16 protein-coding genes are annotated in these 12,687 nt (G+C 52.2%); 1 reads left to right on the top strand and 15 read right to left on the bottom strand.

The annotated features are described in order from the left end of the window. Positions 1-5: 5 nt before the first annotated feature. The 4 genes from OEW58_04445 to OEW58_04430 all read right to left on the bottom strand — a co-directional run bounded on the left by OEW58_04445 (position 6) and on the right by OEW58_04430 (position 4,948). Positions 6-854, bottom strand: a complete 849-nt coding sequence (locus OEW58_04445) for a 4Fe-4S dicluster domain-containing protein (GenBank protein MDH5300592.1) — start codon at positions 852-854, stop codon at positions 6-8. 2 nt (positions 855-856) lie between these two features. Beyond that, positions 857-3,058, bottom strand: coding sequence for a molybdopterin-dependent oxidoreductase (locus tag OEW58_04440; GenBank protein MDH5300591.1), 2,202 nt, complete (start codon positions 3,056-3,058; stop codon positions 857-859). A 38-nt stretch (positions 3,059-3,096) separates the two neighbouring features. Then, entirely contained in the window at positions 3,097-3,747 is a 651-nt protein-coding gene (locus OEW58_04435; GenBank protein MDH5300590.1) for a cytochrome c family protein, read from the bottom strand. A 439-nt stretch (positions 3,748-4,186) separates the two neighbouring features. After that, entirely contained in the window at positions 4,187-4,948 is a 762-nt protein-coding gene (locus tag OEW58_04430; protein ID MDH5300589.1) for a Nif3-like dinuclear metal center hexameric protein, read from the bottom strand. 62 nt (positions 4,949-5,010) lie between these two features. Between OEW58_04430 and OEW58_04425 the strand changes: the two genes are divergently transcribed. Further along, positions 5,011-6,210: a Do family serine endopeptidase gene (locus OEW58_04425; GenBank protein MDH5300588.1), complete on the top strand. Its 1,200-nt coding sequence runs from the start codon at positions 5,011-5,013 to the stop codon at positions 6,208-6,210. Here OEW58_04425 and tatC read toward each other — a convergent pair whose 3' ends face one another. The 11 genes from tatC to OEW58_04370 form a co-directional block, all read right to left on the bottom strand. Continuing rightward, the gene (tatC, locus tag OEW58_04420) at positions 6,211-6,996 is read right to left on the bottom strand and encodes a twin-arginine translocase subunit TatC (protein ID MDH5300587.1); all 786 of its coding nucleotides are present in this window, start codon (positions 6,994-6,996) and stop codon (positions 6,211-6,213) included. It lies immediately after the preceding gene. A gap of 32 nt (positions 6,997-7,028) precedes the next feature. Next, on the bottom strand, positions 7,029-7,553 hold the full coding sequence (tatB, locus tag OEW58_04415) for a Sec-independent protein translocase protein TatB (GenBank protein ID MDH5300586.1): 525 nt from the start codon (positions 7,551-7,553) through the stop codon (positions 7,029-7,031). Positions 7,554-7,578: 25 nt separating this feature from the next. Next, the gene (gene tatA / locus OEW58_04410; GenBank protein MDH5300585.1) at positions 7,579-7,863 is read right to left on the bottom strand and encodes a Sec-independent protein translocase subunit TatA; all 285 of its coding nucleotides are present in this window, start codon (positions 7,861-7,863) and stop codon (positions 7,579-7,581) included. A gap of 69 nt (positions 7,864-7,932) precedes the next feature. Beyond that, the gene (locus tag OEW58_04405; protein ID MDH5300584.1) at positions 7,933-8,253 is read right to left on the bottom strand and encodes a phosphoribosyl-ATP diphosphatase; all 321 of its coding nucleotides are present in this window, start codon (positions 8,251-8,253) and stop codon (positions 7,933-7,935) included. Then, positions 8,250-8,636 carry a phosphoribosyl-AMP cyclohydrolase gene (hisI, locus tag OEW58_04400; GenBank protein MDH5300583.1) on the bottom strand — a complete coding sequence of 129 codons (387 nt, stop codon included), beginning with the start codon at positions 8,634-8,636 and terminating at the stop codon, positions 8,250-8,252. The genes OEW58_04405 and hisI overlap by 4 nt, the downstream gene beginning before the upstream one ends. Then, on the bottom strand, positions 8,633-9,406 hold the full coding sequence (gene hisF / locus OEW58_04395) for an imidazole glycerol phosphate synthase subunit HisF (protein ID MDH5300582.1): 774 nt from the start codon (positions 9,404-9,406) through the stop codon (positions 8,633-8,635). Before hisF ends, hisI begins: the two co-directional genes overlap by 4 nt. Before the next feature lie 5 nt (positions 9,407-9,411). Continuing rightward, a complete protein-coding gene (hisA, locus tag OEW58_04390) occupies positions 9,412-10,143 on the bottom strand; it encodes a 1-(5-phosphoribosyl)-5-[(5-phosphoribosylamino)methylideneamino]imidazole-4-carboxamide isomerase (GenBank protein MDH5300581.1) in 732 nt (243 codons plus the stop codon). A 17-nt stretch (positions 10,144-10,160) separates the two neighbouring features. After that, positions 10,161-10,799 carry an imidazole glycerol phosphate synthase subunit HisH gene (hisH, locus tag OEW58_04385; GenBank protein ID MDH5300580.1) on the bottom strand — a complete coding sequence of 213 codons (639 nt, stop codon included), beginning with the start codon at positions 10,797-10,799 and terminating at the stop codon, positions 10,161-10,163. A gap of 5 nt (positions 10,800-10,804) precedes the next feature. Continuing rightward, positions 10,805-11,398, bottom strand: a complete 594-nt coding sequence (gene hisB / locus OEW58_04380) for an imidazoleglycerol-phosphate dehydratase HisB (protein MDH5300579.1) — start codon at positions 11,396-11,398, stop codon at positions 10,805-10,807. 14 nt (positions 11,399-11,412) lie between these two features. Beyond that, positions 11,413-12,504 (bottom strand): histidinol-phosphate transaminase, encoded by a 1,092-nt coding sequence (gene hisC / locus OEW58_04375; protein ID MDH5300578.1) that lies wholly within the window; start codon positions 12,502-12,504, stop codon positions 11,413-11,415. A gap of 10 nt (positions 12,505-12,514) precedes the next feature. Then, positions 12,515-12,687, bottom strand: a 173-nt coding sequence (locus tag OEW58_04370; GenBank protein ID MDH5300577.1) for a histidinol dehydrogenase, incomplete at its 5' end; no start/stop codon positions are given.

Genomic DNA, 12,687 nt, shown 5'->3' with positions numbered 1-12,687 from the left:
AAGCCTTAAACTTCCGTCTCACGTACACGCTCGAGATACATGATTGAAGGATCAACGTTCAATTCTTCAAACACACGGTATCCACGAAGTTCACCGTTGGACTTTGGTTTCTTCTGCGTATAAGGACCACGCGCCACTTCATGCTTCGCCCACAACTTGCTGACCTTGCTGTTTGGATCTTGAGTATCACCAAACACGATCGCACCTGTTGGACATGTCTGTGCGCACGCGGTAACAAAGTCACCGTCCTGTACTGGACGACTCTCGCGTTGAGCCTGATCTTTGGCGCCACGAATACGCTGAATACAGAATGTACACTTCTCCATTACGCCTTTATCGCGAACGGTCAAATCTGGGTTCAGCTGTTGATTCAACGGTTCTGGCCATGAAGACTCATAGTACGACCAGAAGTTGAAGTAACGAACACGGAACGGACAGTTGTTGCTGCAGTAACGAGAACCGATACAACGGTTGTAAACCTGCGCATTCAAACCATCCGGCGTGTGATACGTTGCCGCTACAGGACAGACTGGTTCACACGTTGCAGCGTTACACTGTTGACACAGCATCGGCAAGAATTGCGCGCCATTTTCTGGATGATCACGATCTGCATCCTTGTCTTCCCAGTAGCGCTCAATGCGCATCCAGTGCATGGCCTGGCCTTTTTCGAAACGCTCCTTACCAACAACCGCCAGGTTGTTTTCTGCATAACAAGCAGTGGAACAAGCGTTACAGCCAGTACACAGATTCAGGTCAATCGCCATCGCCCAGCGATGTTCATACTTGTGATGACCACCATCTTCCGCCGCCTTACGGTAGGCGGAAAAATTCTCCATGATGTTCTTAAAGGACATGATTAAGCCTCCCCTTCAGTACGACGCAGCACATCAGCAGAAACGGTACGAACTAATGAGCGTCCCAATTGCGTTTCAGATGATCCCATCTTGACCAGCACTTGATGCTCATGCGCTTTAGCCACTTTTACGCGCGTCGCATGGGTCGCCAACTCACCCGTGGTTGCATCCACCAGAGGATTCAGGATGCTCAACGGATTCACGCCACGACCTTTCGCGTAGCGACCATAGGCAGAGTGCCCCTGGCCCATTGGCACAGCGATCGCCTCTGGATGCACGCCTTTATGCACATAAACTTGCGTCTTAACTGCACCGCTAGCAGAGGTGATATTCACAAAATCACCATTCTTAACGCCAAGCTTCGCTGCGGTTTTGGGATGCATTTCTGCCCAAGAGTCCCACACAACCTTGGCAATTTGATCTGGAGCTTCTTGCAACCAAGGCAGATTCGCATGACGACCGTCCCACAATCCCAGACGCGCAGATGGCACCAAGTGCATTGGATAGTCTTTGGATTCTTCAACTTTGCCCGCTTTAACCGACGCAATGCGAGGTGACAGTGAACCGGCAGAGCCAGCGGCTTCAATTACACCCTTCTGGAACAGCGCATTCCAAGCAGCTTCATTGCTGATAGAAGTCACGCCCGCTGGCATGTTCTTCAGTGAAGCCTGCAAGAATGCGTAGTAGTCTGCAAACTGTGCGTACTTCTCGCCACGCGCCTTGAGCATACCCAGCAGAATATCGCCAAACCCGCGAGTATCTTTGTGCAGCGGTTCCATCAATGGCTGTTGAACGCTCATCAATGCCTTGTCTGCGCCTTGGTAAGCAGACACATGCGTACCCCAGTCTTCCAGTGAAGAAGAAAGTGGCAGTACCAGATCTGCTTCCATACTGGTTTCATCAGGGAACATGGTGATGGCAACTTTAAAGCCAACGCCCGCCAAACCTTCTCTGAGCTTCAGTGCCGCCGGCGCGGTAAAGGCTGGATTGGTGTTGGCAAACACCACCACATCGTACGCCTTGTTTTGCAAGCCGTTAGCGAATTTAACCAGGCTTGAAGTGTTACCCGCATTGGCTCGCATGCCTTTTTCTGGGAACGCTGTGCTACCCACAACAGTCGTCCCAACGCTACCCAAAATAATATTGAGCAACATCGCAGACGCAGCAGTGTCGTAACCGTGCTCATAGCCTGTGGCAGACTCGCCAGCCAGCACCAGACTTGGCGCCCGCTCGGACAGCAAACTGGCAATGCGCTTGATCTTGGCAGGTTCAACGCCCGTAATTTCTTGCACGCGAGGCAGTGTGTATGTCGCCAACGAAGCGCGAACAGCGGCAGGCACTTCCGCCTTATTCCAGCCACGATCAACGATAAAGTTAGCAATACCCAGCGCCAGCACACCTTCAGTACCAGGTTTGGCAGCAACCCACAGATCAGCGTTACCGCCGGTCAGGGTCATTTTTGGCTCCACCTGAATCAACGTACCACGCTGACCTGAACGGAACTTGGCATATTCACCGGCCATGTGCACAGGTGACATCCAGGTACCCAGGAAATCTGCACCAAACGACAACACGCACTGCGCCTTGTCCATACGCAAACGCGCATGCGCGTCACCGAGCATGTCCTGACAAACCTGCTGCCACACTGCAGTATTAATTGTTTCGTGCGCAAAATGGTTGGACGAACCCATTTCACTCATCAGCGCCGCGGTCAAAACAGATTGATGACCACTCACCGTGCCAGTCACCAGCGCAAAACGATCACCGGTAACCGACTTCAAACGATTACCCAGCTCCGCCATGGCCTCGTTCCAGGACACTGCCTGCAAACTACCACCTTTGCGCAGCATGGGCGAAGTTACGCGATCAGGATTGTAGTGAGCCTGCAAACCTGCTTGGCCCATCATACATGCGCGACCCTGATTTACACTGGATTCAGGATTTCCTTCCAGTTTCAGCACGCGCCCTTCACGCACGCGACCATGCAAACCACACGCAGCTTCACATTGCGTACAGGTTGTCGCATACCACACACCAATACCGGGGATCGCATATTCCTCCGGCATAAAATAGGAAACAACTTCTTCCTTGCCTTCCTCCAAAGTCACGGTTGTAGGCAGGTCACAGCCGGTCAACGCAGTACCAGCACCACCCCAACCGAGCATCTTGAGAAAGTTACGACGATTTACCGTTACACTTTTCATTCAATTACCCTTTAGTATTTAGGCCCAGTTCGAGTTAACTACTTGTGACATTTCCAGCAGTCACCCGGCCCACCGTTCGCCTCGTGACAACGACGGCAGAAGCCCATGGTCAAAGGTTTCTTTTTCTCAGCAACTGTCATTGCGCGAACTTCTCCATGACAGATGCCACAAACTTGTTGCACATCTTCCACAGGGAAATTGGCATCAAATACAAACTTGCGAATATGTTTCTCGTGCGTGAAATGTACGTAATCAGGTACATCGTGCACTTTCAGCCACTTGGGTGACTCACCCTTCTGCCAATATTCCGTCAGCTTCTGAATGCGAGGTTTATCGGTTGCTACCACTTTATGGCAGCCCATACACTTACTAGTAGGTGGAATACCTGCAACTTTACTGCGACGCGCATAGGTATGGCAGTACATACAGTTGATTCCCATGTCCTTCACATGCCGATCGTGCGGAAAATCGATAGGCTGTGGCACATGCTCACCTTTATGCTCACCTGGCGGCGGAGTGATATGCGCCGGCACAGGCAACTCCGCGTTAGCTGCAAACGACAACATCATCGCCACAACCAAACCCAGTGAGGCAAACACCTTCCTCAACAAGAAGAGATTCATTCGACGCACCCCTCTTACGCCCTTATCAACGTGGAAATCCGGATTAAACCCGCTTACAAATTGCATTTCCCATCCTCAAAATTGCTATGTGTTTTTATGGCTACTAACCAAACGCAAGAAAAAAATCCTCACCACACCTAATAGATACGGTAAACATTTTTTTCAAACACTGATTAAGAACCCGGGGAGAAACGCACGAAAGTATCGGCGCAAAGAAACAGGCATTACCTGCCCACGTCGCACTGAGTATTGAGCCCCCCCGTTTGCAAAATGCAAATCCTCAATATCAGAAATCGCTGATTAACTATTGAAAAAACTTTGTGCAGTTATCAACAGAATCAATATGGCTCACGATCGTAGACCATTCGTCGCAGAATTGTCAACGAATTCTGTCAATTATATCGACTGCGTAAAGCACCCTTTTTTGCCGTAAAAAACGCCTAAAAAACAAGCCGCGCCGCGATCAGTTAAACATATTGTTCACTCAGCCGACCTCAATCCGAACTCAAACCGGATTATCGAGGTCGACAAACTCAAAATGTAGATCAAACTGTTCAGCAAGATGCGCTCCCAACGCTTTCACGCCATAGCGCTCAGTTGCGTGATGTCCCGCTGAAAAAAAATCGACGCCATATTCTTTGGCCAAATGGTAACTTTGCTCTGACACTTCGCCGGTGAAAAAAGCATCAACACCCAAATGAATGGCCTGCTCAAAATAATTCTGTGCCGCACCACTGCACCAGGCAATTCGACTCAGTGGCCTGTCATGCCCTTTGATATGTAGCGGCTTCCTGCCCAATACTGATTCCAGTCTGGCCGCAAACATTTCGGCAGTTTGCGGCAGTTCCAATGAACCATACAAACCAACTGACACCTCACCAGATCGACCACCAAACGCACCGCTAACCTGAAGACCCAAGAGTGATGCTAGTTGTGCGTTATTGCCATACAGCGGATGCGCATCCAACGGCAAGTGATACGCCAATAAACTGACATCATGTTTGATCAATGATGTAATTCGCGCGCCTTTGATACCGACAATAGGCTCAGGTTCACCTCGCCAAAAATAGCCATGATGCACCAGTAGCACATCTGCTTTTTTCTTCACCGCCTGATCGACTATCGCCTTGGATGCAGTAACGCCACCCACAATGCGACGCACCTCCGCCCCCGCCTCAATCTGTAATCCATTGGGACAATAATCCTTAAACTGCTTCACCTGTAACAAGTCATCGCAGTACGCCGCCAACACAGACAGGGCGATCATCAACTTTCTCCACAACTCGTGTAATATAGACAGGATAACTGACTGTTTTCAGGATCTCCAGCATGTCGATCGTCTCTTCGCTTCGCTCTTTCAGCGGCACGTTAAAATACGTGCTGGTAGGCATGGGTTCGGCGTTTGTCGTTTTCTTTCTTGTCGACTTTATCAAACACCAAGACCTTCACTTACCCAACAGCTCCGTTGAGATCAATCAAATCAGCAAAGAAGATGCGCTGGCACTCACCGCCACCTACGGCGACAAAACCCATAATGCCGCGAGCTATGCAACGGCTGTGGATTTAGCTGCACCTGCGGTAGTAAACATTTACACCACAAAAAAGATTAAGCGCGATCGCGGCCCAATGGACGATCCATTGCTGCAACGTTTTTTTGGTGATCGTCCACCCGTCCCCATGGACAAGCTCGAATCCAGTCTCGGCTCAGGCGTTATTGTCAATAAAGATGGCTACATCCTCACCAACAATCATGTCATCGAAGATGCCGATATCATACTGGTGGCAATGCGTGATGGCCGCAATGCCGAAGCCAAAGTCATAGGCACTGACCCGGAATCGGATGTCGCGGTACTCAAAATCAATCTCGATAACTTACCTGCCATCACCTTTGGTCATGCCGACATTCTACGCATCGGCGATGTGGTTCTGGCTATCGGCAATCCTTTCGGTGTTGGCCAAACGGTAACGATGGGCATCGTCAGCGCCACTGGCCGCGAACAGCTCGGCCTTTCCACATTTGAAGATTTCATTCAGACCGATGCTGCGATTAACCCCGGCAATTCCGGCGGCGCATTGATTAACGCCTACGGTCACCTGGTCGGCGTTAACACCGCGATTTATTCACAGTCTGGCGGATCTCAAGGGATTGGATTTGCCATCCCGATTGACGTGGTTGTAGATATCAGCAGCCAAATCATTGAGCATGGCTTCGTTGCCCGTGGCTGGATAGGTATTGAAATCCAGGATCTCACGCCAGTCCTGGCAGAATCTTTTAATTTGAAAAATACCAGCGGCGTCATCATTGCTGGCGTATTGCAGGGCGGGCCGGCCCACAAAGCTGGTCTGACCCCCGGTGACGTGCTGATACGGGTGAACGACAATGCCGTCAACAACACTTCTGCAGCACTTAAGTCCATCGCCAAGATTCGCCCCGGCAACAAGGCGAATCTAACCATCGTTCGTAACGGCAAGGAAATGGAAGTCAGCGCCCTGACTGAACAGCGACCAACGCCGCCAGCCAAGGACTAATTATTTCTCGTCTTTTTTGGCGTTCAATTCGCGCTCGGTCTCTTCGGCGCGATCCATTTGTTCCGCTTCATCCTCGACGGATTCATTGTCCCGCTCAAAAAAGCGGGAGAAGAACAGGCCGATTTCAAACAACATGATCATCGGCACCGCCAACAACGTTTGTGAAAACACATCTGGCGGCGTCAACAACATACCGATCACAAACGCACCCACGATGATGTAGGCGCGTTTTTCAGCCAGACTTTGCCGCGATACCAAGCCCATCCACACCAAACCGATTGTTATGACTGGAACTTCAAAGGCAAAGCCAAACGCAAAAAACATTACCAGCACAAAATCCAGATAACGGGAAATGTCCGTCATCACCGTGACGCCGTTGGGCGCTGCACCAGTAAAAAAGGCAAAGATAATCGGAAACACCACGTAGTAGGCGAATAATGCTCCGCAGAAAAACAGCACAATACTCGACGCCAGCAAGGGCATCATCAAGCGTTTTTCTTTTTTATACAGTCCTGGCGCAATGAATGACCACGCCTGATAGAAAAACACCGGCATGGATAAAAAGATCGCCACCACCATAGTCAATTTAAATGGCGTCAAAAATGGCGATGTAACTTCGGTGGCAATCATCGACGCATTCGCCGGCAAATGCGCCATCAGCGGCTGAGCGACGAACAAATAAATTTCGTTGGAAAACGGCACCAGGCAAACAAACATCACCAGCACCGCCAACAAAACGCGAATTAATCGATCGCGCAATTCCACAAGATGCGCAACCAGTGGCATTGCCGCGTAGGGATCACCGGGTTTTTGTTCGTTCACGATTTGGTTTCGTCTTTGGCGGCCTGAGCCACCGGACTAGTCGCCGGCGCTGAGGCGTGAATATCAAGGGGACGAGGAGCCGTCAGTGACGCAGGCACTGGCCGAGGTCTCACTATCGGTTGCGCGTCATTTTCTGCAGAAATCTCCACTGCGGGCGCAGCAGTCGCATTTTGTGGCGCCGCCTCCGTTGGCTTGACCACCTCAGGCGAGGACAACGCCGCCTGCTTTTCGGCCAATGCCTTGGCTTCCGCTTCCTGCTTTAAAATATTGGCGTTCCAGGTTTCGCGAAATTGCTGCTCGTTTTTTCGCAGCAACTCGTTCTGCTCATCGATCAGACGTTTGAGCTGTTCGGCTTTCTCCAGCTCCACGGAAATTTCCGACTTCACATCGGTAATCGCTTGTCTGACTCGACCAATCCAGTACGCGGCACTGCGGACCATGCCCGGGAAACGCTGCGGCCCGACGACCAGCAGCGCCACCACAAAGATCAGCACCAGTTCCCAAAAGCCAATATCAAACATAAGGTCAGACTGCTCGCGGCATTAATCAAGAACGCTGCGTGTCTTTTTTCACTTCTTCCCGCTGAGCGGCCACGTCGATTACGGGATTGCCTTTTTGATCCAACTGCTGTGGTTGTGCGGTTGAAGAAGCAGAAGAAGACGCCGCCTGCTGATCCTTGCGACCATCATCTTCGCCGCTCTTCATTGCGTCACGAAATCCCTTGACCGCCTGACCCAAATCGCCACCCACATTGCGCAAACGCTTGGCACCAAAAAGCACCAGAACAATCACCAGAATAATAAGCAATTGCCAAATACTGATACCGCCCATGACTACTCTCCTAAATTTATGATTGTGCCGCTGTGGCACAGCTCGTTAATCGCGCCCAACTTGTGGACTTTATTTTTCTGTTCTGGAGGATTTTTCCTCCAGCCCTGACAACCCAAACCGGCGCTGCAACTCAGCCAGCACCTGTTCCGGCCCCAATCCCTGCTGGGCCAACATCACCAGCGTGTGAAACCACAGGTCTGCAGTTTCATAGATAATCTCATCCGCATTACCGCCTTTGGCGGCAATGATGGTCTCGGCGGCTTCCTCGCCGATTTTCTTCAAAATGGAATCCAGGCCCTTATGGTATAACTTGGCCACATAAGACGAATCAGGATCAGCCCCTTTGCGCTGTTCCAGCACATGGGCCAGCTGTTGTAGCACATCGCTCATCGGGAATAAATCTCTTTGGGGTCTTTTAGTACCGGGTCAACGCTCTTCCAGCCGCCCTGCTCCAGCACTTTGTAAAAGCAGCTTTCACGTCCGGTATGGCAGGCAATGCCGCCTATTTGCTCGATTTGCATCACAATAACATCATTGTCGCAGTCCAGGCGCAACTCGCGCACCTTTTGGGTGTGGCCCGAATGCTCGCCTTTATGCCACAGGGATTGGCGCGAACGCGACCAGTATACCGCTTCGCCTTTGTCTGCGGTTTGCTGCAGGGATTCGCGATTCATCCAGGCCATCATCAGAATACGCCCGGTGTTTGCGTCCTGGGCAATGGCGGGCACCAGACCATCGGCATCCCACTTCACCTCATCCAGCCATTGGCTCACAACCGCACCTCAATGCCCGCAGCCTGCATCCGCTCTTTGGCCTGACCAACCGTGTATTCGCCAAAGTGGAAAATACTCGCTGCCAATACCGCGTCGGCCTTGCCTTTGGTCACGCCATCCACCAGGTGATCAAGATTACCCACGCCACCGGAAGCAATAATCGGCACATGCACCGCATCGGAAACGGCCCGCACCAGATCCAGATCAAAACCAGCCTTGGTGCCATCGCGGTCCATGCTGGTCAGCAGGATTTCACCCGCGCCCAGCGCGACCATTTTCTTGGCCCATTCCACTGCATCCAGCCCCGTCGGCTTGCGACCACCGTGGGTAAAAATTTCCCAGCGTTTTGGCTCGCCTTCGCCGCTGACTTTTTTGGCATCAATGGCGACCACGATGCATTGCGAACCAAATTTCTCTGCCGCTTCGCGCACAAATTCAGGATTGAACACCGCTGCGGTATTGATCGCGACCTTGTCGGCACCAGCATTGAGCATGCGGCGCACATCATCCACCTTGCGAATGCCACCACCCACAGTCAGTGGAATAAACACCTGCGAAGCCACTTGCTCAACCACGTGGACAATCGTCTCGCGATTGTCTGAACTGGCCGTAATATCGAGAAACGTGATTTCGTCTGCGCCCTGCTGATCATAACGACGTGCAATTTCCACCGGATCGCCAGCGTCACGAATATCAAGAAACTGCACGCCTTTTACAACGCGACCGTTGTCGACATCCAGGCAGGGAATAATGCGTTTGGCCAATCCCATGAAGTTTATTCGCCCAACGCCAATTTCTGTGCTTCGGCAAAATCCAGCGTGCCTTCATAAATCGCACGACCAGTAATCGCGCCCATGATACCTTCGCCTTCCACTGCCTTGAGCGCACGAATATCATCCAGATTGGTGATTCCGCCAGAGGCAATCACTGGAATGCGAATGGATTGCGCCAGTTTGACCGTCGCTTCAATGTTGACGCCATTCATCATGCCGTCGCGACTGATGTCAGTGTAGATAATGGAGTTCACGCCAATGTGTTCAAACCGCTGCGCCATGTCGATCACGTCGTGATTGGACAGTTTGGACCAGCCATCAATGGCCACTTTGCCATCTTTGGCATCCAGGCCAACGATAATGTGACTGGGAAATTCCAGGCAGAGATCTTCCACAAAATGCGGTGCATTCACAGCCTTGGTGCCGATGATGACGTACTGCACGCCCGAGTCCAAATACGCCTGCACAGTGTCTTCGTCGCGAATGCCGCCACCGACTTGCACCGGAACATCCGGGAATGCCTGACAAATACGTCTAATGACCTCGCCGTTAACGGGTTTACCAGCGAACGCACCATTCAGGTCCACCAGATGCAAACGTTTGGCACCGGCTTCAACCCAACGGGCAGCCACTTGCACCGGGTCATCACTGTACACCGTCGAGTCGTCCATCACACCCTGGCGCAAGCGAACACATTTCCCGTCTTTGAGATCAATCGCTGGAATGATCAGCATGACATTTCCTCTATTTCCTATGGTTTCCAATTGGCAAAATTTTCTAACAGCTTTAACCCGGCACTGGCGCTTTTCTCCGGGTGAAACTGCACAGCAAATACGTTATTACGAGTCGCCGCCGCCGCAAATTTCACACTGTAATCCGTTTGACCCGCGACCAAAGCGGCCTCGTCCAGCTGGACGTAATAACTGTGTACAAAATAAAAACGCGCATCCTGCTCTATGCCGGCCCACATCGGATGCTTGCCAGTTTGGTGAACCTGATTCCATCCCATGTGCGGCACCTTCAGGTGCTCACCATTCACATGCAAATCGTCACCAAAAAACTTCACATCCCCCGGCAGCAATCCCAGACAATCAATACCGCCATTTTCCTCGCTGTGACGCATCAATGCCTGCATGCCTACGCAAATTCCCAGCACCGGCTTGCCGCTGGCTACGGCATCACGTACTGCCTGATCGGCACCTTGGGCACGCATCGCCGCCATACAATCACGAATAGCACCAACACCGGGAAAGATCACCCGGTCTGCCTTGGCAATTTTGGCCACATCGTCGGTCACTATCACTTTGGTCTTGCCGGCCACCCGCTCGACTGCCTTGGCCGCGGAATGCAGATTGCCCATTCCATAGTCAATAATAGCAATGCTAGTCATGAGAATTACAGGCTGCCTTTGGTTGACGGAATAACGCCGGCCATGCGCTCGTCACGCTCGGTAGCCATGCGCACTGCGCGGCCAAATGCCTTGAAAATAGTTTCGGCAATATGGTGCGCATTGCGGCCACGAATTGCATCAATGTGCAGCGTCGCGCCGGCATGATTCACAAATCCCTGGAAAAATTCGTAAAACAGCTCGGTGTCAAACGAGCCAATGCTGGAACGGGTAAACTGGGCGTGAAATTCCAGGCCGGGACGACCAGAAAAATCAATCACCACCCGGCTCAGTGCCTCGTCCAACGGAACGTAGGCGTGACCGTAACGACGAATGCCTTTTTTGTCACCCAGCGCTTTGGCCACCGCCTGACCCAGGGTAATACCGATATCTTCCACCGTGTGATGGGCATCGATGTGCAAATCACCCTTGGCGACAATGTCCAGATCCATCATGCCGTGGCGAGCGATTTGATCCAGCATGTGCTCCAAAAACGGTACACCGGTTTTAAAATTGGCCTTGCCGGTGCCATCCAGATTCACACTGACACTGATCTGGGTTTCCAGCGTATCGCGTTTTACCGATGCGGTACGGTCTGCCATGTTCAACCTCGTCATTATGCGCGGCGCAATTGCGCCAGCGTCTCGTTCAATGCGTTCAAAAACTGAGCGTTCTCGTCACTCGTTCCCACGGTAACGCGCAGACAGCCGGATAGCAAGCCACCCTGCCCACTAAGATTCTTGATCAATACTTTGCGCTGCTTCAAGCCTTCAAACACCGCGGTTGCATCCACATCCTGCACGCGGAACAAAATAAAATTCGCCTGGGTGGGAAACACCTGCAGTCCGGCAGTAGCGCTGAGTGCTGCCACCAACTGGGCGCGGTCGGCGCAAATTTGCTGGGTTTGCAGATCAAACATGGTGCGATGGCGCAGGGCAAAATCTGCCGTAATCTGCGTCAACACATTGATGTTGTACGGCATGCGGACCTTGTCGAATTCACGAATCCAGTCCGGACTCGCAGCCATATAGCCCAGGCGCAGTCCCGCCAGACCCATTTTGGACACCGTACGCATCACCACCAGCTGCGGATAATTCGCCAGCTCATTCATGAAACTGTCGCCGGCGAACGCATGATAGGCTTCATCCAGCACCACCAAACCTGGTGCAGCCTCGATGATGCGTTTCACATCGTCGCGCTTAAACAAGTTACCGGTAGGATTGTTGGGGTAGGCAATAAACACGATCGCAGGCTGGTGGGTTTCAATCGCTTCCAGCATCGCCGGCATGTCCAGATTAAAATCCGCCTGCAAGGGCACGCCCACATAGCGCAAGCCGGTGAAACGGGAAATCATGTCATACATGACAAAGCCCGGCGCTGGCGCAAGCAAGGTACGACCCGGCGCAGTCACTGCCATCGCCATGATCTGGATCAGTTCATCCGAACCGTTGCCCAGCATAATTTCGGCACAGGCAGGAATGTTCATGCTGTGGCGCAGGCGCTGGCGCAAGGTGTTGGCGGCGGGATCGGGATAGCGGTTCAGCGGCGCGTTGCTCAGTTCGAACTGCCACTGGCTTTGCAGGTGATCCGACCAGCCATAGGGATTTTCCATGGCATCAAGTTTGACCATGCCATGTGCCGACGGCACATGGTAGGCAGAAATGGCGCGAACCTCGTCACGAACCCAGCGTTGAATCAAATCATTCATGACGTAATTTTTATCGGTGTATGCGGTACTCGGCGGAACGGGCGTGGGCCGTCAGGCTTTCTCCGCGCGCCAGTTTCGAGGCAATCTTACCCAGCTCGGAGGCGCCCTTGGCAGAGCACATGATCAAGCTGGACCGTTTTTGGAAATCGTACACGCCCAGCGGCGAGCTGAAACGCGCAGTGC

The sequence above is a fragment of the Gammaproteobacteria bacterium genome, from assembly GCA_029884425.1.
Lineage (GTDB): Bacteria > Pseudomonadota > Gammaproteobacteria > S012-40 > S012-40 > JAOUHV01.
This window is presented reverse-complemented; position numbering and strand designations above follow the sequence as displayed.